The sequence below is a fragment of the Sphingomonas mangrovi genome (assembly GCF_047975845.1).
Lineage (GTDB): Bacteria > Pseudomonadota > Alphaproteobacteria > Sphingomonadales > Sphingomonadaceae > Sphingomonas.
Map to the genome: position 1 here is coordinate 19,157 of NZ_JBIUCZ010000033.1, position 21,615 is coordinate 40,771.

General features: G+C 67.8%; 24 protein-coding genes. All 24 read right to left on the reverse strand.

Annotated elements, in window-relative coordinates; genetic code table 11:
* Positions 1-60 precede the first annotated feature (60 nt).
* The 24 genes from ACBY01_RS14220 to ACBY01_RS14335 all read right to left on the reverse strand — a co-directional run bounded on the left by ACBY01_RS14220 (position 61) and on the right by ACBY01_RS14335 (position 21,379).
* Positions 61-849 carry a type III pantothenate kinase gene (locus ACBY01_RS14220; protein WP_416461581.1) on the reverse strand — a complete coding sequence of 263 codons (789 nt, stop codon included), beginning with the start codon at positions 847-849 and terminating at the stop codon, positions 61-63.
* Between the two features lie 39 nt (positions 850-888).
* The gene (locus tag ACBY01_RS14225; RefSeq protein WP_416461604.1) at positions 889-1,602 is read right to left on the reverse strand and encodes a biotin--[acetyl-CoA-carboxylase] ligase; all 714 of its coding nucleotides are present in this window, start codon (positions 1,600-1,602) and stop codon (positions 889-891) included.
* A complete protein-coding gene (gene nuoN, locus ACBY01_RS14230) occupies positions 1,599-3,056 on the reverse strand; it encodes an NADH-quinone oxidoreductase subunit NuoN (RefSeq protein WP_416461582.1) in 1,458 nt (485 codons plus the stop codon). Before nuoN ends, ACBY01_RS14225 begins: the two co-directional genes overlap by 4 nt.
* Positions 3,056-4,621: an NADH-quinone oxidoreductase subunit M gene (locus ACBY01_RS14235; RefSeq protein WP_416461583.1), complete on the reverse strand. Its 1,566-nt coding sequence runs from the start codon at positions 4,619-4,621 to the stop codon at positions 3,056-3,058. The genes nuoN and ACBY01_RS14235 overlap by 1 nt, the downstream gene beginning before the upstream one ends.
* A 106-nt stretch (positions 4,622-4,727) precedes the next feature.
* Positions 4,728-6,848, reverse strand: coding sequence for an NADH-quinone oxidoreductase subunit L (nuoL, locus tag ACBY01_RS14240; protein WP_416461584.1), 2,121 nt, complete (start codon positions 6,846-6,848; stop codon positions 4,728-4,730).
* A 7-nt stretch (positions 6,849-6,855) separates the two neighbouring features.
* Complete coding sequence (gene nuoK / locus ACBY01_RS14245) at positions 6,856-7,161, reverse strand: NADH-quinone oxidoreductase subunit NuoK (RefSeq protein WP_416461585.1); 306 nt, start codon at positions 7,159-7,161, stop codon at positions 6,856-6,858.
* Complete coding sequence (locus tag ACBY01_RS14250) at positions 7,158-7,769, reverse strand: NADH-quinone oxidoreductase subunit J (RefSeq protein ID WP_416461586.1); 612 nt, start codon at positions 7,767-7,769, stop codon at positions 7,158-7,160. The genes nuoK and ACBY01_RS14250 overlap by 4 nt, the downstream gene beginning before the upstream one ends.
* Before the next feature lie 127 nt (positions 7,770-7,896).
* Positions 7,897-8,382 carry an NADH-quinone oxidoreductase subunit NuoI gene (gene nuoI, locus ACBY01_RS14255; RefSeq protein WP_416461587.1) on the reverse strand — a complete coding sequence of 162 codons (486 nt, stop codon included), beginning with the start codon at positions 8,380-8,382 and terminating at the stop codon, positions 7,897-7,899.
* On the reverse strand, positions 8,379-9,434 hold the full coding sequence (gene nuoH, locus ACBY01_RS14260; RefSeq protein WP_416461588.1) for an NADH-quinone oxidoreductase subunit NuoH: 1,056 nt from the start codon (positions 9,432-9,434) through the stop codon (positions 8,379-8,381). The genes nuoI and nuoH overlap by 4 nt, the downstream gene beginning before the upstream one ends.
* Entirely contained in the window at positions 9,431-11,431 is a 2,001-nt protein-coding gene (gene nuoG, locus ACBY01_RS14265; RefSeq protein WP_416461589.1) for an NADH-quinone oxidoreductase subunit NuoG, read from the reverse strand. The genes nuoH and nuoG overlap by 4 nt, the downstream gene beginning before the upstream one ends.
* Position 11,432: 1 nt before the next feature.
* Positions 11,433-11,684, reverse strand: a complete 252-nt coding sequence (locus tag ACBY01_RS14270; protein ID WP_416461590.1) for a hypothetical protein — start codon at positions 11,682-11,684, stop codon at positions 11,433-11,435.
* Positions 11,681-12,985, reverse strand: a complete 1,305-nt coding sequence (nuoF, locus tag ACBY01_RS14275; protein ID WP_416461591.1) for an NADH-quinone oxidoreductase subunit NuoF — start codon at positions 12,983-12,985, stop codon at positions 11,681-11,683. The genes ACBY01_RS14270 and nuoF overlap by 4 nt, the downstream gene beginning before the upstream one ends.
* A gap of 2 nt (positions 12,986-12,987) precedes the next feature.
* The gene (locus tag ACBY01_RS14280; RefSeq protein ID WP_416461592.1) at positions 12,988-13,173 is read right to left on the reverse strand and encodes a hypothetical protein; all 186 of its coding nucleotides are present in this window, start codon (positions 13,171-13,173) and stop codon (positions 12,988-12,990) included.
* Positions 13,155-13,832 (reverse strand): complex I 24 kDa subunit family protein, encoded by a 678-nt coding sequence (locus ACBY01_RS14285; protein WP_416461593.1) that lies wholly within the window; start codon positions 13,830-13,832, stop codon positions 13,155-13,157. Before ACBY01_RS14285 ends, ACBY01_RS14280 begins: the two co-directional genes overlap by 19 nt.
* On the reverse strand, positions 13,832-15,067 hold the full coding sequence (locus tag ACBY01_RS14290) for an NADH-quinone oxidoreductase subunit D (RefSeq protein ID WP_416461594.1): 1,236 nt from the start codon (positions 15,065-15,067) through the stop codon (positions 13,832-13,834). The genes ACBY01_RS14285 and ACBY01_RS14290 overlap by 1 nt, the downstream gene beginning before the upstream one ends.
* Complete coding sequence (locus tag ACBY01_RS14295; protein ID WP_416461595.1) at positions 15,067-15,900, reverse strand: NADH-quinone oxidoreductase subunit C; 834 nt, start codon at positions 15,898-15,900, stop codon at positions 15,067-15,069. Before ACBY01_RS14295 ends, ACBY01_RS14290 begins: the two co-directional genes overlap by 1 nt.
* Positions 15,897-16,469: a NuoB/complex I 20 kDa subunit family protein gene (locus ACBY01_RS14300; protein WP_416461596.1), complete on the reverse strand. Its 573-nt coding sequence runs from the start codon at positions 16,467-16,469 to the stop codon at positions 15,897-15,899. The genes ACBY01_RS14295 and ACBY01_RS14300 overlap by 4 nt, the downstream gene beginning before the upstream one ends.
* The gene (gene ndhC / locus ACBY01_RS14305; protein WP_416461605.1) at positions 16,460-16,834 is read right to left on the reverse strand and encodes an NADH-quinone oxidoreductase subunit A; all 375 of its coding nucleotides are present in this window, start codon (positions 16,832-16,834) and stop codon (positions 16,460-16,462) included. The genes ACBY01_RS14300 and ndhC overlap by 10 nt, the downstream gene beginning before the upstream one ends.
* Before the next feature lie 229 nt (positions 16,835-17,063).
* Positions 17,064-17,879: an inositol monophosphatase family protein gene (locus ACBY01_RS14310; protein WP_416461597.1), complete on the reverse strand. Its 816-nt coding sequence runs from the start codon at positions 17,877-17,879 to the stop codon at positions 17,064-17,066.
* A gap of 6 nt (positions 17,880-17,885) precedes the next feature.
* Positions 17,886-18,296 (reverse strand): hypothetical protein, encoded by a 411-nt coding sequence (locus ACBY01_RS14315; protein WP_416461598.1) that lies wholly within the window; start codon positions 18,294-18,296, stop codon positions 17,886-17,888.
* Between the two features lie 18 nt (positions 18,297-18,314).
* Positions 18,315-18,878 (reverse strand): elongation factor P, encoded by a 564-nt coding sequence (gene efp, locus ACBY01_RS14320; RefSeq protein ID WP_416461600.1) that lies wholly within the window; start codon positions 18,876-18,878, stop codon positions 18,315-18,317.
* A 70-nt stretch (positions 18,879-18,948) separates the two neighbouring features.
* On the reverse strand, positions 18,949-19,548 hold the full coding sequence (locus ACBY01_RS14325) for a M23 family metallopeptidase (RefSeq protein WP_416461601.1): 600 nt from the start codon (positions 19,546-19,548) through the stop codon (positions 18,949-18,951).
* 149 nt (positions 19,549-19,697) lie between these two features.
* On the reverse strand, positions 19,698-20,396 hold the full coding sequence (gene thiE / locus ACBY01_RS14330; protein WP_416461606.1) for a thiamine phosphate synthase: 699 nt from the start codon (positions 20,394-20,396) through the stop codon (positions 19,698-19,700).
* Between the two features lie 74 nt (positions 20,397-20,470).
* Positions 20,471-21,379: a class I fructose-bisphosphate aldolase gene (locus tag ACBY01_RS14335; protein ID WP_416461602.1), complete on the reverse strand. Its 909-nt coding sequence runs from the start codon at positions 21,377-21,379 to the stop codon at positions 20,471-20,473.
* Positions 21,380-21,615 lie beyond the last annotated feature (236 nt).

Here is a 21,615-nt window from a genome sequence, read left to right on the forward strand (position 1 = left end):
GCTCGCCGCCATCCCGCGGCGAGGGGCCCCGGACGCACCGGAACCGCTTTGCACATCCTGCTAAGCTTTGGGCGCTATATGGGTCCTACCCCACAGCATCGCCAGCCCTCGTAGGGTGAGGTCTGCCTCCACCACGTCGAACGCCGCGGTACGCTGTTCGAACAGCACCGCGAGCCCGCCGGTGGCGATTACCTTCACCGGGCGGCCGATTTCGGCCTTGAGCCGGGCGACCAGTCCCTCGATCATCGCGACATAGCCCCAATAGATGCCGATGTGCATCTGGCTGACGGTGCTGCGGCCGATCACCGCGGCGTCGGCCGGCGCCTCGATCGCGATGCGAGGCAGCTTGGCGGCGGCGGTGACCAGCGCGTCGAGCGAGAGGTTGATCCCCGGCGCGATGATCCCGCCCTTGTAGGCGCCGCGGAAGTCGACGACGTCGAAGGTGGTGGCGGTGCCGAAGTCGATGACGATCAGGTCGCCGGGGTGCTCGGCATGCGCGGCGATGACGTTGAGCGCACGGTCGGCGCCCAGGTTCTGCGGCTCCTCCACGTCGAGCGGGAAGCCCCAGGGCGCGGCGGGGCTGCCGGCGATCACCGCCTCCACCCCGAAGTATTTCTGGCTGAGCACCTGCAGGTTGTGGAGTGCGCGCGGCACGACGGTGCCGATCATCACCGCCTCCACCGCCGAGCGGTCATGCCCCTCCAGCGCGAGCAACTGGCTGAGCCACACGGCATATTCGTCGGCGGTGCGCCTGGGATCGGTGGCGATCCGCCAGCGCGCGTGGATCGTCTCGCCGTCCATCAGCGCGAAGACGATGTTGGTGTTGCCGGCGTCGATCGCGAGCAGCATGGCCCCCTCCTCCCCTTGTCTTCGCCCAGTCGCCGGCGGTCAGGCCAGCAGCACGTCGCCCGCGTGCATGGCATGGTGCGTGCCGTCGGCCAAGCGCAGCAGCAACGCGCCGTCGCGGTCGAGCCCGTCGAACAATCCGGTGACGCTGCCGCCGTCGGGCAGCCGCGCCGTCAGCGCGGTCCCGACGGGATGCGCGCGATCCAGCCAGCGCTGGCGAACGGGTGCGAGCCCCTCGCCGCGCCAGCGGCCGAGCCAGCGCGCGAACCCTTCCGCCAGCGTCTCGAGAAACGTGTCCGGCGCCACGGTCACGCCGTTCGCCGCCAGGCTGGTGGTCGCGCGATCGGGCAGGTCGGGATGGTGCGCCAGGTTCACGCCGATGCCGATCACCACCGTGTCGCCCGCCCGTTCGAGCAGCATGCCCGATAGCTTGGCGCCACCGAGCAGCAGGTCGTTGGGCCATTTGAGGTGCAGCGCCGTCGCGTCGGGCAGATGGACCCGCACCGCCTCGTCCAGCGCGACCGCAGCGACGAAGCCGAGGCTGGCGGCCGCGGGATCGTTCGGCCGCAGCCGTACGGCGGTGCTGGCGTAGAGATTGCCGGTCGGCGACACCCAGGGGCGCCCCTGCCGGCCGCGGCCGGCGGTCTGGCGCTCGGCGCGCAGCCACAGCCCCTCGGGCGCGGACCCGGCTCCTGCCAGCGCCAACAGGTCGGCGTTGGTGGAGCCGGTCTCCGCGACGACGCGGATCGTCGTCAGAACAGTGCCCGTGCCGCCGTCATCGTCCAGGCGCCGAGCGGCGCGAGCAGGAACCAGCCCAGCGGCGAGATGAACGCCGCCGACGCGACCAGCAGCCCGCCCTCAACCGGATCCGTGCGGCCCGCGACCTGCTCGGCCGGCGCATCGAAGTACAGCGTCTTGACGATGCGCAGGTAGTAATAGGCGCCCGGCACCGAGCCGATCACCGCCACCACCGCCAGCACGAACAGGTCCGCCTGCACCGCCGCGTCGAACACCGCCAGCTTGGCGTTGAAGCCGAGCAGCGGCGGAATGCCCGCCAGCGAGAACATCATGATCGCCAGCGCCGCGGCCAGGCCCGGCCGCGCGCGCGACAGGCCGGCGAAGCCCGCGATCGTCTCGATCGGGCGACCGGCGGCATCGCGCATCTGCAGCACCACCAGGAACGAGCCGATCGTCATCACCAGATAGATCGCCAGATAGAACAGCACCGACGCGACGCCCTCCGGCGTGCCGGCGGCGAGGCCGACGAGCGCGAAGCCGACGTTGTTGATCGACGAGTAGGCGAGCAGCCGCTTGATGTTGGTCTGGCCGATCGCCGCCACCGCACCGAGCACGATCGACGCGAGCGAGGCGAAGATCACGATCTGGCGCCAGTCGGCAGTCGCCGGGCCCATCGCCTCGATCGCGACGCGCATGCCGAGGCCGAGCGCCGCCACCTTGGGAGCCGAGGCGAAGAAGGCGGTGACCGGGGTCGGGGCACCCTCGTACACGTCCGGCGTCCACATGTGGAACGGCACGGCCGACATCTTGAAGGCGATGCCCGCGAACACAAACACGAGCCCGAACAGCAGGCCGAGCGAGCGGTCGGCACCCAGGTTGCCGGCATAGGCGTCGGCGATGTCGACGAACAGCGTCGTGCCGGTGAAGCCGTAGACCAGACTGATGCCGTAGAGCAGGATGCCCGAGGCGAGCGCGCCCAGCACGAAGTACTTCAGGCCCGCTTCCGCCGAACGCGTGTCGCGGCGCATGAAGCTGGCGAGCACGTAGGCGGCGAGGCTCTGCAGCTCCAGGCCGACGTAGAGCAGCAGCATGTCGCCCGCCGACACCATCATCCCCATGCCGACGCACGACAGCAGGATCAGCACCGGATACTCAGGCTTCAGGTTGTCGCCCGCGGTGTACCCGAAGAAGCGCGGCGCGATGATGATCGCGATCGCCGAGGCGGCGTAGATCAGCACCTTGGCATAAGCGGCGAAGGCGTCGGCACGATACATGCCGCCGAACGCCGTCGTACCCGACGACGCCGGGCCGATCAGCGCCACGCCGGCGCCGACGAGCACGAACACCGCGGCGATGCTCACCGCACGGGTGGCGCGCTCCTTGCCCCACGCCGAGACGAGCATCAGCACGATCGCGCCGACCGCGAGCACCAGCTCCGGCAGGGTGGTCGCGAGTTGGGATGCGTAGCTCATCAGTGCGCCTCAGATACTGCGGCGCCGTGGGCCGCTTCGCCGCCGTGCGCTGCCGCTGCGGCCGCAGCCGCTTCGGGGTTGCCCGGGGTGGGTCGGGAATCGCTGGCCGGGGTCGCACGTTCGATGCGCTCCAGCAGCGTGGTTACGTCGTTGCGCATCGGCGCCAGGAAGCTCTCCGGATAGACACCCATCCACAGCGCCACCGCCGCGATCGGCGCCAGCAGCGCGACCTCACGCGCCGACACGTCGGGCATCGCCCGCACGTCGTCCTTGTCGAGCGGGCCATAGGCCACGCGGCGATAGAGGAAGAGCATGTAGGCGGCACCCAGGATGATGCCGGTGGTGCAGATCAGCGCCGCCCAGGTCGAGATCTGGTAGGTGCCCGCCAGGCTCAGGAACTCGGCGACGAAGCCGCTGGTCCCCGGCAGGCCGATCGAGGCCATCGTGAAGAACAGGAAGAACACGGCATAGCGCGGCATGTTCTCCGCCAGGCCGCCATAGCGGGCGATCTCGCGGGTGTGCAGCCGGTCGTAGATGACGCCGACGCACAGGAACAGCGCGCCCGACACCAGCCCGTGGCTGAGCATCATGATCATCGCGCCCTCGATGCCCTGCCGATTGAAGGCGAACAGCCCGATGGTCACGATCGCCATGTGCGCGACCGACGAATAGGCGATCAGCTTCTTCATGTCCGACTGCACCAGCGCGACGAGCGAGGTGTAGACCACCGCCACCGCCGACAGGCCGAGGATCAGCCAGGTGAGCTGGCCCGACGCCTCCGGGAACATCGGCAGCGAGAAGCGCAGGAAGCCGTAGCCACCGAGCTTCAGCAGCACGCCCGCTAGGATCACCGAGCCCGCGGTCGGCGCCTGGACGTGCGCGTCGGGCAGCCAGGTGTGGACCGGCCACATCGGCATCTTGACCGCGAACGAGGCGAAGAAGGCGAGCCACAGCCACGTCTGCACCTGCGGCGGGAAGTCGTACGCCATCAGGGTCGGGATGTCGGTCGTCCCGGCGGTCGCGCGGATGTAGATCATCGCGATCAGCATCAGCACCGAGCCGAGCAGCGTGTAGAGGAAGAACTTGTACGACGCGTAGATGCGGTTCACGCCGCCCCAGATGCCGATGATCAGGTACATCGGGATCAGGCCGCCTTCGAAGAAGATGTAGAACAGCAGCAGGTCCTGCGCCGCGAAGGTGCCGATCATCAGCACTTCGGTCAGGCAGAAGGCTGCCATATATTCCGGCACGCGCTCCGTCACCGACTTCCAGCTGGCGCCGATGCAGATCGGCATCAGGAAGACGCTGAGCATGATGAGCATCAGCGCGAAGCCGTCGATGCCGAGCGACCAGTTGAACACGCCGACCGAGACCGGACCTTCGACGAACTGCCACTGTGCGCCGCCGACGTCGAACGACGTCCACAGCAGGATGCCCAGCGCGAAGTCGATCAGCGTCGAGGCCAGCGCGACCCAGCGCGCCGTTTCGCCGCGAACGAACAGACAGGCGACCGCGGCGATCGCGGGGACCGCCAGCATCACCGACAGGATCGGGAAATCAATCACTTGGCCAACCCCCGAACCACCATCTTCCCCATGCCGGCCACTGCCGGCGCCTTCATCGTTTCGGCCATGCCTTGTCCGGTGTGCACCGGTGCGCCCGCGCCGCGAATCACGACGCGATCGCCCAGGTGACCGCCGCCGTCAGCCCGATCAGCATGACGAAAGCGTAGGTGTAGAGATAGCCGGTCTGCATCCGCACCGCGGCGCGGCTGCCGAGCGACACCAGCGCCGCCGAGCCGTTCGGGCCGAACCGGTCGATCGTCCCCTCGTCGCCGCGCTTCCAGAAGAAGCGGCCGATCGCGAAGGCGGGACGGACGAACAGGAACGCGTACAGCTCGTCGAAGTACCATTTGCGCAGCAGGAAGCGGTGCAGCGGGCGCAGCGCGGTCGCGGTGCGGCGCGACGTACCCGGCTTCAGCACATAGGCGACCAGCGCCGCGACGAAGCCGATCAGCATGACGATCGTCGCCGCCAGCTTCACCAGCATCGGCACCTCGTGCATCGCGTGCATCAGATGCTCGTTGAAGAACAGGCTGCCGCCCCAGAAGCGCGCGCCGTCCTCGGCCCCGATGAACCACGGGTTGAACACGAAGCCGGCCGCGACCGCGCCGACCGTCAGCACGACCAGCGGCACCAGCATCGGCAGCGGGCTCTCGTGCGGATGATAGCCGCCGGTGCCGGTCGGCACCTGGTCCGCGTGGGCCGCCTGGGTCGAGGGTGCGTGGCCCGCATCCTCGGCATCGGCGTGCGCCTGCTGGCCGTGCGGATCGGCGACGGCGTGCGCGTGGTCGACGTGATCGTCATGGGCGTGATCATGGTCGTGACCATGGGCGTCGTGGAGCGCATGCTGGATGTGCTCCGACGCGGCCCAGCGCGGCGTGCCGAAGAACGTCAGGAAGATCAGCCGCCACGAATAGAAGCTGGTCAGCAGCGCCGCGAAGGTGCCGACGTAGAAGGCCATCTCGCCACGACCGCCGGCCGCGAACGCCGCCTCGAGGATCGCGTCCTTCGAGTGGTAGCCCGCGAAGCCGCCGACGCCGTAGATGCCCACGCCGGTGATCGCGAGCGTACCCGCCATCATCGCGAAGAAGGTCAGCGGGATCGACTTCCTGAGGCCGCCGTAGAAGCGCATGTCCTGTTCGTGGTGCATCGCGTGGATCACCGAGCCCGCACCCAGGAACAGCAGCGCCTTGAAGAAGGCGTGGGTGAACAGGTGGAACATCGCCGCGCCATAGGCGCCGACGCCGGCGGCGAAGAACATGTAGCCCAGCTGCGAGCAGGTCGAATAGGCGATCACGCGCTTGATGTCGGTCTGCACGAGACCGATCGTCGCGGCGAACAGGCAGGTCGCGGCGCCGATGACGGTGACCACGGCAAGCGCCGTCGGGCTCGTCTCGAACATCGGCGACAGGCGGCAGACCATGAACACGCCCGCGGTGACCATCGTCGCCGCGTGAATCAGGGCCGACACCGGGGTCGGGCCTTCCATCGCGTCCGGGAGCCAGGTGTGGAGGCCGAGCTGCGCCGACTTGCCCATCGCGCCGACGAACAGCAGCAGGCACAGCACGGTCATCGTGTCGAAGCGCGCGCCCAGGAAGCCGATCGTCGAGCCGGCCATGCCGGGCGCCGCGGCCAGGATCTCCGGGATCGAGACGGTGCCGAACACCAGGAAGGTGCCGAAGATGCCGAGCATGAAGCCGAGATCGCCGACGCGGTTGACGACGAACGCCTTGATCGCCGCCGCGTTCGCGCTCGGCTTGTGGTACCAGAAGCCGATCAGAAGGTAGGAGGCGAGACCCACCCCTTCCCAGCCGAAGAACATCTGCACCAGGTTGTTCGCGGTCACGAGCATCAGCATCGCGAAGGTGAACAGCGACAGATAGGCGAAGAAGCGCGGCTGCGAAGGGTCCTCGCTCATATAGCCCCAGCTATAGAGGTGGACGAGCGCCGAGACGCTGGTGATCACCACCAGCATCACCGCGGTCATCGCATCGACGCGCAGCGCCCAGGCGATGTCCATGTCCCCGGACAGGATCCAGGTGAACGCCGGCTCGACATGCGGGGTCATCGACCCGTCGAGAAAACCGATGAAGATCGGCCACGACATCGCGCACGACGCGAACAGCGCGCCGGTCGTGATGATCTTCGGGAATGCGGTGCCGAACGCACGGTTGCTGAGGCCCGCGATCGCGGAGGCCAGCAGCGGCAGGAGAACGATGAGCTGGATCACCGAATGATCACCCCTTCATCCGGTTGACGTCGTCGACCGCGATCGAACCGCGGCCACGGAAATAGATCACCAGGATCGCGAGACCGATCGCGGCCTCGCCCGCGGCGACCGTGAGCACGAACATGGCGAACACCTGCCCCACCAGGTCGCCCAGGTAGGAGGAGAAGGCGACGAAGTTGATGTTGACGCTCAGCAGGATCAGCTCGACCGCCATCAGCAGCACGATCAGGTTCTTCCGGTTGAGGAAGATGCCGAGCACGCCCAGCGTGAACAGGATCGCGGCGACGACCAGATAATGGACCAGACCGATCACAGCTCCACTCCCTGCCCGACGGGCTGATTGACGTTGCGCGTCGCGTCCTTCGCACGCCGGTTGACCTGGCGGCTGACGTTCTGACGATGGCTGTCGGTGCGCTGGCGATGGGTCAACACGATCGCGCCGATCATCGCGACGAGCAGCACGAGGCCGGCGCCTTCGAACACGTAGAGATAGCGGCTGTAGAGCAGCTGGCCGATCGCCTCGATGTTGGGCGTCGCGCCGTCGATCGGAGCGATGCGGCGGCCGAGCTCGATGCGGCCCGCCGACCAGGCGCCGACCGCGATCAGGATCTCCGCCACCAGCGCCACCGCGAGCACCAGGCCCAGCGGCAGGTAGCGCACGAAGCCCGCACGCAGCTCGGCGAAGTCGATGTCGAGCATCATCACGACGAACAGGAACAGCACCGCGACCGCGCCGACATAGACGATGACGAGCAGCATCGCGATGAACTCGGCACCGACGAGCACCATCAGCCCCGCCGCGTTGAAGAAGGCGAGGATCAGCCACAGCACGGCGTGAACCGGGTTGCGCGACGTGATCGTCAGCGCCGCCGACACGATCACCACCGCGGCGAAGAGATAAAAGGCGAGAGTCTGGATCACGGACGCATCGGGCCCCCTGCCCTCCGTTCGCCCCGCACAACGCGCGGGGCCGGTTCACTTCGTGTTGAAGCAGCGCAGGGCCCAGACTGGCTCGGCCCGAACGGCATGATTTTCGAAGTCGCGCGCATTACCGATACGGCGCGTCGGTCGCAAGGTTCGCCGCGATGGCGCGTTCCCAGCGGTCCCCGTTCGCGAGCAGCTTGTCCTTGTGGTAGATCAGCTCCTCGCGCGTCTCGGTCGCGAACTCGAAGTTCGGCCCCTCGACGATCGCGTCCACCGGGCACGCCTCCTGGCACAGCCCGCAGTAGATGCACTTGGTCATGTCGATGTCGTAGCGCGTGGTGCGGCGGCTGCCGTCCTCACGCGGTTCGGCCTCGATCGTGATCGCCAGCGCCGGGCACACCGCCTCGCACAGCTTGCACGCGATGCAACGCTCTTCGCCGTTGGGATAGCGGCGCAACGCGTGCTCGCCGCGGAAGCGGGGCGAGATCGGGTTCTTCTCGTACGGATAGTTGATCGTCGCCTTGGGCTTGAAGAAATAGCGCAAGGTCAGCGCGTGGGCCTTGATGAACTCCCACAGCGTGAACGATCGGACGATCTGCGCGACGCTCATGCCGGCACTCCAACGCGGTCGAGCATGAGATACCCCGACACCATGAACACGAAGAACAGCGACAGCGGCAGGAAGATCTTCCAGCCCAGCCGCATCAGCTGGTCGTAGCGGTACCGCGGCACCGTCGCCTTCACCCAGCTGAACACGAAGAAGAAAAACAGGATCTTGGCGAAGAACCAGAGGATGCCCGGCACCAAATAGAGCGGTGCCCAGTCGACCGGCGGCAACCACCCGCCCCAGAACAGCAGCGCGTTGAGCGCACACATCAGCAGCACGTTGGCATATTCGCCGAGCCAGAACAGCGCGAACGCCATCGAGCTGTACTCGGTTTGGTAGCCGGCGACGAGCTCCGACTCCGCCTCGGTCAGGTCAAAGGGCGCGCGCTGGGTCTCGGCCATCGACGAGATCAGGAACACCACCGCCATCGGGAACAGCAGCGGGTTGAAGCCGAAGCCGTTGATGAAGCCGAAGATGTGCGCCTGCTGCTGGGTGACGATCGTCGACAGGTTGAACGAACCCGCCCACAGCACGACGGCGATCAGCACGAAGCCGATCGCGACCTCGTACGACACCATCTGCGCGGCCGCACGAAGCGCCGAGTAGAACGGGTATTTCGAGTTCGACGCCCAGCCCGCGATGATGATGCCGTAGACGCCGAGCGACGAAGCCGCGAGCACGTAGAGCAGACCGACGTTGATGTCGGCGACCACCACGCCCGCCTGGAACGGCACCACCGCCCACACGATCAGCGCGACCGTGAAGGTGATGATCGGTGCGAGCAGGAACAGGCCCTTGTTCGCGCTCATCGGCACGATGGTTTCCTGCAGGAACACCTTCAGGCCGTCGGCGAAGCTCTGCAGCAGGCCGAACGGGCCGACGACATTGGGGCCGCGGCGCAGCGCCATCGCCGCCCAGATCTTGCGGTCGGCATAGATGATCATCGCCACCGCCAGCATCAGCGGCAGCGCGATCAGCAGGATGCCGACGACCGTGGCGACGAACCACGCCCAGCCGTACGGCAGGCCGACGGTATGTTCGAAGAAGGAAGTCACTCCGCGGCCTCCGCGTAATCCTGGCCATGGACCAGTTCCGCCGAGCAGCGCTGCATCGTCGGGCTGGCGCGGCAGATGGCGTTGGTGAGATAGAAGTCGGCGACCGGATAGGTCACGCCGCCCTCGGCGCGGGCGTCGAGCGCCGGCGGGTTCCAGTCGTAGCGGACCAGCCCCTCCTGGCCGAGTGCCGGCACGTCGGCGGCCATCGCCGCGCGCAGCCCCTCGAACGTGTCGAACGGCAGCGTCGCGCCCAGCGTGTCCGACAGCGCACGCAGGATCGTCCAGTCCTCACGGGCGTCGCCCGGTGCGAACACCGCCTTGTCGCCGCGCTGCACGCGCCCTTCCAGGTTGACGTAGGTGCCCGCCTTTTCGGCATAGCTCGCGCCCGGCAGGATCACGTCCGCGTGGTGTGCGCCCTTGTCGCCGTGGTGGCCGATGTAGACCTTGAAGCTGTCGGCGAAGGCGGTGAAGTCCACCTCGTCCGCGCCCAGGAAGAACACGAGCTTCGGGTTGGCCGCGACGATGTCGGCGATGCCGCCCGGCTGCGCATAGCCGAGCATCAGCCCGCCCATCCGCGCCGCCGAGGTGTGGACGACGTTGAAGCCGTTCCACCCGTCGCGCACCAGATTGCCGTCGGTGGCGAGCTTGAGCGCGGCCGCATGGCCGTTCTTGAGCGCCCCGGGACCGACGAGAACCATCGGCCGCTCGGCGGCGTCGAGTGCCTCGGCGGCGCGATCCGGCAGCCCACCCAGCAGCGACAGATCGTCGCCGAGCCATTCGACCTTGTAGGTCAGGTCCGTCTCCGGCCCGATCGCGAACACGCGCGCGCCGCGCTTGAGCGCCTTGCGCACGCGGGTGTTGATCAGCGGCGCTTCGCGGCGGAGGTCGCTGCCGACCAGCAGGATCGCGTCGGCGTCCTCGACCCCGGCGATGGTGGTGTTGAACGCCACCGCACCCAGGTTCGTCACGTCATAGGCCATGCCGGTCTGGCGGCCTTCAAGCAGCGAAGAGCCGAGCTTGGCGAGCAGCGCCTTGGCAGCGAACATCGTCTCGCAATCGAGCAGGTCGCCGGCAATCGCCGCGACGCTCGACCCGGCGTTGACCGCCGCGATCGCCTGGAACGCCTCGTCCCATTCCACCGCGACCAGCTTGCCGTCGCGACGGATGTACGGGCGATCGAGCCGCTTGCGTACGAGACCGTCGACCGCGTGGCGGGTCTTGTCGTGCGCCCACTCCTCGTTGACGTCCTCGTTGATGCGGGGAACGCAGCGCAGCACCTGACGGCCGCGGCTGTCGAGGCGGATGTTGGTGCCGACCGCGTCCATCACGTCGATCGCGAGCGTCTTCTTGAGCTCCCAGGGACGGGCCTCGAACGCATAGGGCTTGGACGTCAGCGCACCGACCGGGCACAGGTCTACGACGTTGCCCGACAACTCGCTCGTCACCGCCCGCTCGAGGTAGGAGGTGATCTGCATGTCCTCGCCGCGATAGATCGCGCCGATTTCCTCCACGCCCGCGACTTCCTCCGCGAAGCGGACGCAGCGCGTGCACTGGATGCAGCGGGTCATCACCGTCTTGACGATGGGGCCCATGTACTTCTCGGTCACCGCGCGCTTGTTCTCGTCGTAGCGAGACGTGCCGCGGCCATAGGCGACCGACTGGTCCTGCAGGTCGCACTCGCCGCCCTGATCGCAGATTGGGCAGTCGAGCGGGTGATTGATGAGCAGGAACTCCATCACGCCTTCGCGCGCGGCCTTCACCATCGCGCTGTCGGTGCGGATTTCCTGGTTGTCGGCGGCCGGCAGCGCGCACGACGCCTGCGGCTTGGGCGGGCCGGGCTTCACCTCGACCAGACACATCCGGCAGTTGCCGGCGATCGACAGCCGTTCGTGATAGCAGAAGCGCGGGATTTCCTTGCCCGCGGCTTCGCACGCCTGGAGCACCGTGGCGCCCTGGGGGACCTCGACTTCGATCCCGTCTACTTTGAGCTTCGGCATATCAGTGTTCCGTATCCGTCAGGCCGAGCCGGCGTTCGATCCGGTCAACGCGGTCCTTCAGGTGAGCAACATCGACCTCGACACCGTGGATCGACGTGACGACCCCTTGCAGCGACGTGATCATTCCCCGCTGATGATCCTCCATCGCGAGCAGGCGGGTGCTCTGCGACGACTGCTCGCGGCGGACCAGCGACAGGTCCGACTGGAGCTTCTTCAGGATTTCCAGCATCAGATCGGCGCGGTCGTCGGTCACTCCGCCGCCTCCATCATCGGTTCCAGACCGCCGCCGCGCTTCTCGAGGATGCGGCGTTCGATCTCGGGGCGGAAGTGGCGGATCAGGCCCTGGATCGGCCATGCCGCCGCGTCGCCCAGCGCGCAGATGGTATGGCCTTCGACCTGCTTGGTGACCTGGTGCAGCGTATCGATCTCGGAGATGTCGGCATCGCCGGTGCGCAGCCGCTCCATCACGCGCCACATCCAGCCGGTGCCCTCACGGCACGGCGTGCACTGGCCGCAGCTCTCGTGCTTGTAGAAGTACGACAGGCGGCTGATCGCGCGGACGATGTCGGTCGACTTGTCCATGACGATGATCGCCGCAGTGCCGAGGCCCGAGCCCAGCGCCTTCAGCCCGTCGAAGTCCATCGGCGCGTCCATGATCTGCGCCGCCGGCACCAGCGGCACGGACGAGCCGCCCGGGATTACCGCGAGCAGATTGTCCCAGCCGCCGCGGATGCCGCCGCAATGCTTCTCGATCAGTTCGCGGAACGGGATCGACATCGCCTCTTCGACGACGCACGGCCGGTTCACATGGCCGCTGATCTGGAAGAGCTTGGTGCCCTTGTTGTTCTCGTTGCCGAAGCTGGAGAACCACTCGGGCCCGCGCCGCAGGATCGTCGGCGCGACGGCGATCGACTCGACGTTGTTGACCGTGGTCGGGCAGCCGTAGAGGCCCGCACCCGCCGGGAACGGCGGCTTCAGGCGCGGCTGGCCCTTCTTGCCCTCCAGGCTTTCCAGCATCGCGGTCTCTTCGCCGCAGATGTAGGCGCCGGCGCCGCGGTGAACGAAGACGTCGAAGTCGTAGCCCGACCCGCTCGCGTTCTTGCCGATCAGCCCCTTGTCATAGGCTTCGGCGACGGCGGCGAACAGCGTCTCCGCCTCGCGGATATATTCGCCGCGGATGTAGATGTAGGCAGCGCGCGCGCGCATCGCGAAGCCGGCGACCAGCGCGCCCTCGATCAGCTTGTGCGGATCGTGGCGGATGATCTCGCGGTCCTTGCACGAGCCGGGCTCGGACTCGTCGGCGTTGATGACGAGGAAGCTCGGCCGCTCCGGCGTCGGGTTCTTGGGCATGAAGCTCCACTTCATGCCGGTCGGGAAGCCCGCGCCCCCGCGCCCGCGCAGGCCCGAGGCCTTGATGCGATCGATGATCACGTCCGGGCCCAGCGCCAGCAGCGCCTTCGTATTGTCCCAGTCGCCGCGCTTGAGCGCCGCGTCCAGGTTCCACGGCTGGAAACCGTAGACGTTGGTGAAGATCCGGTCCTTGTCCGCGAGCACGGTCAGCGCCCCTTCCCGATAAGCTTCTCGGCCAACAAATAGGCCACCACCGCCAGCGCCACCGCGATCAGCACGCCGATCAGCTTGAGCGCGCCGACGAACAGTTGCAGCAGCACCCACAGCGCGACGAACCCGACGAGGATCGCCAGGATCAGGGAACCCAGCGCCTTCACGCCGCCGAACCCCATTCGCCGCGATAGTCGTGGTTCTCGTCCAACATCGCCTGGAGCGAGGTCGGACCGCCTTCCGGCGCGCTCGCCCGACGATCGATCTGCGGCCCCGGCTTCGGGCTCTCGCCCGCCGCCAGTGCGTCGAGGATCGCGACCGTCTTGTCGTAGTCGAGGTCCTCGAAATTGTCGTCGTTGATCTGGACCATCGGCGCGTTGGCGCAGGTGCCCAGGCACTCGACCTCGGTCAGCGTGAACAGCCCGTCCGGCGTCGTCCGCCCCTTCGACAGCCCGCGGTTCTTGCACGCCGCCAGCACGTCGTCCGACCCGCGCAGCATGCACGGCGTCGTGCCGCACACCTGCACGTGGTAGCGGCCGACCGGCGCCAGGTTGAACATCGTGTAGAAGGTCGCGACCTCGAACACGCGCATGTACGGAACGCCGATCTCGCGGGCGACGAACTCGATCACGGGGACCGGCAGCCAGCCCTGGGTCTGCGTCTCCTCGCCGACCTGGCGCTGGGCGAGGTCAAGGAACGGGATCGACGCCGACTGCTCGCGGCCCTTCGGGTAGCGCGTCAGGATCTCGCGCGCCTTCTCGGCGCTCGCCTCGTTCCACGCGAAATCGCCCCAGCGTGCGCGGGTCTCGGCCTCGTCCGGGATATGGGGTGCGTCAGCCATCAGCGGTCACATTCACCAAAAACAATGTCCATCGCGCCCAGAATGGCGGTCGTGTCGGCGAGCATGTGCCCCTTGGACATGAAGTCCATCGCCTGGAGGTGGCTGAACGCGGTCGGCCGGATCTTGCAGCGGTACGGCTTGTTGCTGCCGTCCGACACCAGATAGATGCCGAACTCGCCCTTGGGGCTCTCGGTCGCGACGTACACTTCGCCCGCGGGCACGTGATAGCCCTCGGTGTAGAGCTTGAAATGGTGGATCAGCGCTTCCATCGAGCGCTTCATCTCGCCGCGCTTGGGCGGGCCGACCTTGCGGTCGAGCGTCATGATCGGGCCTTCGGGCATTTCCGCCAGGCACTGCTTCATGATGCGCGCCGACTGGCGGACCTCTTCCACGCGAACCATGAAGCGGTCGTAGCAGTCGCCACGGGTGCCGACCGGCACGTCGAAGTCCATGCGGGCGTAGACGTCGTAGGGCTGCGACTTGCGCAGGTCCCACGGCAGCCCGGCGGCGCGGATCATCGGACCGGAGAAGCCCCAGGCCAGCGCATCCTCGCGGCTCACCGTCGCGATGTCGACGTTGCGCTGCTTGAAGATGCGGTTCTCGGCCACCAGGCTGATCGCGTCCTCGAACAGTCGCGGCAGGCGCGTGTCGAGCCAGTCGCCGATGTCGGTGAGCAGCTTAAGCGGCACATCCTGGTGCACGCCGCCTACCCGGAAGTAGTTGGAGTGCATGCGCGCGCCCGAAGCCCGCTCGAAGAAGTTGAGGCAGTCCTCGCGGATTTCGAACATCCACAGGTTGGGCGTCATCGCGCCCACGTCCATGACGTGCGAGCCCAGGTTGAGCATGTGATTGCAGATGCGCGTCAACTCGGCGAAGAACACGCGCAGATACTGGGCGCGGAGCGGCACCTCCAGATCGAGCAGCTTCTCGACCGCCAGCACGAAGCTGTGCTCCATGCACAACGGCGAGCAATAGTCGAGGCGATCCATGTACGGCAGCGCCTGGGTGTACGTCTTGTACTCGATCAGCTTCTCGGTGCCGCGATGCAGCAGGCCGACGTGCGGATCGATCCGCTCGATGATCTCGCCGTCGAGCTCCATCACCAGCCGCAGCACGCCGTGCGCGGCCGGGTGCTGCGGCCCGAAGTTGATCGTATAGTTCTGGATCTCGACATCGCCGGTGGTCGGGTCCGCCCCGTCGGTGCGATGTTCGAGCTCGTCGAGATACTCGGCCATTACTGGTTCTGCCCCTCGCCCTTGGTCGGCACCACGTCCGGATCCTTGGGCTTCTCCTCGGGCTGGTTGCCCGGGTCAGACTTGCCGGCGCCGGTCTGCGCGGGCGATTCGGTGGTCTTCACCTCCGGCGCGTTCGCCGTGGCGTCCTTCTTGTCGTCGTCGGCACGACGCACCTGCTCGGCCGTCACCGGCGACGGCGCGCCCTTCGCCTGCGGCAGCGCCGCCTTCTCGTCGCCGGGCAGCACGTATTCGGCGCCTTCCCACGGACTCATGAAGTCGAAGTTGCGGAAGTCCTGCGCGAGCCGCACCGGCTCGTACACCACGCGCTTGGCGGCTTCGGAGTAGCGCATCTCGACATAGCCCGAGAGCGGGAAGTCCTTGCGCTGCGGGTGCCCGCGGAAGCCGTAGTCGGTCAGGATGCGACGCAGGTCGACGTTGCCCTCGAACAGGACGCCGTACATGTCGAACACCTCGCGCTCGAGCCAGCCGGCGACCGGCCAGATGCCGGTGACCGACGGGACCGGGCTGGTCTCGTCGGTGGTGACGCGGACGCGGATGCGGTGGTTCCGGGTGACCGACAGCAGGTGATAGCAGACGTCGAACCGCTCGGGCCGCGACGGATAGTCGACCCCGGCGATTTCCATCAGCTGCTGGTATTCGAGGCCGGGGGTGTCGCGCAGCGCGACCATCGCCTCGACCAGCGACGCGCGCTCGACCGTCAGCGAAATCTCGCCGACGAGGTCCTGCGACGCGAGCAACTTGCCGCCGAGCGCGGCGGCCGCCGCCTCGATCACGCCGTCGTTGGCGGCATAGGCAGGTGCGGGCGCCCTCACCGTTCGATGCTCCCCGAGCGGCGGATCTTCCGCTGCAGCTGCATCACGCCATAGAGCAGCGCCTCGGCGGTCGGCGGGCAGCCGGGGACGTAGATGTCCACGGGCACCACGCGGTCGCAGCCGCGCACGACGCTGTAGCTATAGTGATAATAGCCGCCGCCGTTGGCGCACGAGCCCATCGAGATGACGTACTTCGGCTCGGACATCTGGTCGTAGACGCGACGCAGCGCCGGGGCCATCTTGTTGCACAGGGTGCCCGCGACGATCATCACGTCCGACTGACGCGGCGACGCGCGCGGCGCGGCACCGAACCGCTCCATGTCGTAGCGCGGCATGTTGACGTGGATCATCTCGACCGCGCAGCACGCGAGGCCAAAGGTCATCCACCACAGGCTGCCGGTGCGCGCCCAATGGAACAGGTCCTCGGTCGAAGTGACGAGGAAACCCTTGTCGGTGAGCTCGCCGTTGAGGTCGTCGAAGAAACGCTGGTCGGGCGCGACGTGCGCGCCCGCGGCCAATGCGTTCTGCTCGCCGAAGGCGGCAGGCGACGGGTTCAGTTCTACTCCCAATCCAACGCTCCCATCTTCCACGCGTACACGAGGCCCAGCGCCAGCTCGCCGATGAAGATCATCATCGAGATCCAGGCCGTCCAGCCCAGGTCGAACACCGACACCGCCCACGGGTAGAGGAACGCCGCCTCCAGATCGAAGACGATGAACAGGATCGCCACCAGGTAAAAGCGGACGTCATACTGGCTGCGCGAATCCTCGAACGCCGGGAAGCCGCACTCGTATTCGGAGAGCTTCTCGGCATTGGGCTTGCTCGCCCCGGTGAAGCGCGCAGCCAGAATCGGCAGCGCGACGAAGGCACCGGACAGGAGGAGCGCGATCCCGAGGAAAATCAGGATCGGCAGATATTGCGATAGGTCGACCAAGGTCATCTCGCGGTTGCGGAATGCTGAGGGGCTTCTAGGCGCATGGCCGGGGAGCATCAAGGGCACAAACCCCTTGAGAATCGCTCGCAATTAGTCTCTGTTGTTTGCTGTCGAAGCTGCGCCCGGCGCGCACGAACGCCGCCGCCGCTGGCGCCGCAGGGGCTCCAGAGACGACGGCAGATCGTATCGAACGGTGGAAGCCCGCGGCGCACGCCGCGGGCAGTCGAACTCAGCGCAGCGCGGCGGCGACAAGCTTGTGGAGACGCGAGTGGAGCGCGTCGTTGGCGGCGAGCACCTCGCGCTTGACGTAGGCGCGGTCGGCACCGCGGAAGTCGGTCACGAACCCGCCCGCCTCGCGCACCAGCAGGATGCCGGCGGCGATGTCCCAGGGCTGGAGCCCCGATTCCCAAAAGCCGTCGAAGCGGCCCGCCGCGACCCAGGCAAGGTCGAGCGCGGCCGAGCCGAAGCGGCGGATGCCGGCGACCTCGGGTGCGACCGCACCGAAGATGCGGCTCCACTCGGCGAAATTGCCGTGGCCCAGGAACGGGATGCCGGTGGCGATCAGCGATTCGGACAGGTCGCGGCGCGCCGAGACGCGCAGCCGCTGGTCCTGGTGCCAGGCGCCCCGCCCCTTCTCGGCCCAGAAGCTCTCGTCGGTGATCGGCTGATAGACGAGCGCCGTGGTGATCTCGGGCTGGCCGCCGGCGCCGTTCGGCTCCTCCACCGCGATCGAGATGGCGAAGTGCGGGATGCCGTGGAGGAAGTTGCTGGTGCCGTCGAGCGGATCGATGATCCAACGCGGCTTGGTCGGATCGCCCGCGATCGTGCCGCCTTCCTCGAGCACGAAGCCCCAGTCGGGCCGCGCCTTGCGCAGTTCCTCGACCAGCGTCTGTTCGGCGCGCTTGTCGGCGATCGAGACGAAGTCGGCCGGCCCCTTGCGGCTGACCTGAAGGTGCTGGACCTCGCCGAAGTCGCGGCGCAAGCGCGGCCCCGCCTTGCGCGCGGCGCGCTCCATCACCGTGAACAGGCCCGAATGTGCAACCATGATGTCTTAGCGTCCCTGCGGCTTCTTGCTGGCCGGTGCCGACGCGGCTCCCGGAGGTGCCTCGCGCACGCCGCACACCGCCGCGACCGCGGACAGGCGGTCGGTCGGGTCCGAGGCGTTGAGCTTGGCCTTGTTCTGTTCGAGCAGCGCGGTGGTGCGCCGGCTGATCTCGGCGAGCGGCGCGCGATAGATGCACGCGAAGATCGCGCTCTTCACCTGCTCGGGCACCTTGTCCGACTGGAGCCCGCCGATCATCGTCGAGAGGGTCTGCGACGCATTCTCCACCTCCGCGCGGCTCGGCTGGCCCGCGGCCGGCTTGGCTGCGGCGGGCGCCTTCGCGCTCCCCTTCTTCTGCGCCGAGGCGGCGGGAGCGACGAGGACGGCGGCGACGGCCGCGAGGGGGAGGAGATACTTCATACGCTTACTCTCGCTGGTTCAGTCCGCGCGACGGACGTAGGTCTGCTCGTACACGTCGACGACGATGCGCGTGCCGCTGGCGATGTGCGGCGGCACCATCACGCGCACGCCGTTGTCGAGCACGGCGGGCTTGTAGGAGGAGGAGGCGGTCTGCCCCTTCACCACGGCGTCGGCCTCGACGATGGTCGCCTCGATCGTGTCGGGCAGCTGCACGCTGATCGCTTCCTCGTCGTACAGCTCCATCACCACGTCCATGCCGTCCTGAAGGAAGGCCGCCGCCTCGCCGAGCAGGTCGCGCGGGAGCGAGGTCTGGTCGTAGGTTTCCTTGTCCATGAAGACGAGCATGTCGCCTTCCGGGTACAGGAACTGGAAGTCCTTGGTGTCGAGGCGCACGCGCTCCACCGTCTCGGCCGAGCGGAAGCGGACGTTGTTCTTGCGGCCGTCGCGCAGGTTCTTGAGCTCGACCTGCATGTAGGCGCCGCCCTTGCCGGGCTGGGTGTGCTGGATCTTCACCGCACGCCAGATGCCGCCTTCGTACTCGATGATGTTGCCGGGACGGATGTCGACGCCGCTGATCTTCATGCTGGGACCTGTGGTGCAAAGAGCCAAGGGCCGGCGACTTGCGGTCGCCCGGGCCACGATGCGCGCGGCTTTAGCCGCCGGCGGGTGCCTCGGCAAGCAGCGGATAGGGGTTGAGCGGCTCGCCGCCGTACCATTTGTCGCCTGCGCCCATGCGCTTCACCTCGAAATGGAGGTGCGGGCCGTCGGGGCTGGCGTTGCCGGTGGAGCCCACCGTCGCGATCGCCTCGCCCTGGCGGACGAGCTGTCCCTCGGCGAGCCCAGTGCGATAGGCATCGAGATGCGCGTAATAGTCGACATAGCCGCCGTCGGCGCTGCGGACGTAGATGGTGTGGCCGCCGGCGCCGCTCTCGAACAGCTTTTCCACGCGGCCGCCCCGCGCCGCGAGCACCGGCGTGCCGCGCGGCGCCATGATGTCGATGGCGTGGTGCTCGCGCAGCCCGCCCGCGCGGCTCTGCCCCCAAGTGTCGACCAGCTGCGCCGGCGCGACCCCCGCCACCGGCACGATCAGCCCGGAGCGGTTCGACGACGGCGGAACGAAGATCCGTGCCGTCGGCGCTGACGCCTCCGAGGGACCGCCCGGCTGCGGGCCGCTGGCGGGCTGCAGCATCAGCGCGAAGGCGGCACCCGCGAGCACGAGCAGCAGCAGGATCGACCAGCCCAGCCGGTTCACCGGCGCGACTCCGCTGCCGTTGCGCCACTGCCGCTCGTCCGATCCGCCATCATCCGCTCCCGAAATGGTTTCGGATGAAGAACGTTGGAGCCGCCGGAGGTTTCCGTCTCGCCTCCGACCCTCGTCGTGCCGAGGGAGGCGCGTCGCTCCTAGCCTCGCCGGTCCTGCGGCAGCAGCTCGGCGAAGGCGCGGACCGCCGCGGCTTCGTCGCCGCTCCACACCGCGCCGCTCACCGCCAGGAAATCGGCGCCGGCGTCGACCAGCGGCCGCGCGTTGGCCGGCGTGATCCCGCCGATCGCGACGCAGGGGATCTCGAACAGCGTCGTCCACCACGAAAGCGTCACCGGATCGGCCTGATGCCGTACGGTCTTGGTCGTGGTGGGATAGAAGGCGCCGAACGCGACATAGTCGGCGCCCGCCTCCCCCGCTTCCATCGCCAGGTGGCGGCTGTCGTGGCAGGTCACGCCGATCTGCGCGGCCGGGCCGAGGGCGGCGCGGGCCTCGCGCGGGTCGCCGTCTTCCTGGCCAAGATGGACGCCGTCGGCGCCCAGCCGCTTGGCGAGGCTGATGCTGTCGTTGACCAGGAACGCGACCTCGCGATCGGCGCAGATGCGCTGGAGCGGCTCGGCGAGCCGCGCGGCGGCGTGCTGGTCGACGTCCTTCACGCGGAACTGGAACGCCGCGACCGGGCCGGCATCGAGCGCACGCGCCAGCCGGTCGGGAAAGCCGCCGTCGACGTCGAGCGGCGAGATCAGGTAGAGCTGGCACGGCGGCCGGCGGTCGTCGCGCTGGAACTGCGCGGCGAAGCCGGGGTCGAGCGGGCCCAGCGGGTCTTGGTCGAGGTCGATCACATGCGCTCCGTTCTGTCCGGAAAGGACGTGGGCGGCCCGCCGATCGCGCGCCGCCCCGCCCCGTCTTCCGGTTATTCCTCGTTCTTGTAGATGCCGACCAGCTTGTCGAGCATCGCGAGCGCCTCGTCGCGCGGGCGCTGGAAGGTGTTGCGGCCGATGATCGAGCCGTTGCCGCCGCCGTCGCGGATGTCGCGCGCGTCCTGGTAGACGGCGTCCGTCCCCTTGGAGGCGCCGCCCGAGAACACGACGATGCGGCGGCCATTGAAGCAGCTCTTCACGACATGGCTGACGCGCTTGGCCTGGGTCGAGGCGTCGAAGCCCTCGTAGACCTTCTTGGCTTCCGTCTGCTCGATATGGTCGGTCGGCAGCTTCACCTTGATGATATGTGCGCCGAGCAGCGCCGCCATGTGCGCGGCATAGGCGCCAACGTCGAGCGCCAGCTCGCCGTCCTTGGAGAGCGTGCCGCCGCGCGGATAGGACCAGATCACGGTGGCGATGCCGACCGACTTGGCCTCCGCCGACATCTCCTTGATCTCCTCCATCATGTCGAACACGTCGTCCGCGCCCGGATAGATGGTGAAGCCGATCGCCGAGCAGCCGAGCCGCAGCGCGTCGTCGACGCCGCCGGTCACCGCCTGGTTGATGCCCGTCGCCCAGCTGTTCGACGAATTGACCTTCAGGATCGTCGGGATCTGGCCGGCGAAGGTCGCTGCCCCCGCCTCCAGCATGCCCAGCGGCGCGGCATAGGCCGATAGGCCGGCGTCGATCGCGAGCTGGAAGTGGTAGTGCGGATCATAGGCGGGCTCGTTGACCGCGAAGCTGCGCGCGGGACCATGTTCGAAGCCCTGATCGACCGGCAGGATGATGAGCTTGCCGGTGCCGCCCAGCCGACCCTGCATCAGGATGCGCGCGAGGTTGGCCTTCACGCCGGGATTGTCGGACTCGTAGTTCGCGAGGATCGCCTTGACGGTGGGCGTCATGATAGTCTCCCATGCTGTTGGTCACCGCGGCTGTTACCGCTGGCACGGGTCTCGTAGGCGTGCGCCCGACACCCGACAAGGGCGGCGGCGGCCGGCATGTGCGGTCGCAACAAAGCCGGGGTTCCGGGCGTAGGTGTAGTGTTTCGCGAGGTTGGCTTTGCGGCAATGGTGGAGGTTGGCGGGACAGAGATGGTGTAGAACGGGGCATGGTCTGGCTGAGGAGTCGGCGATGCTGA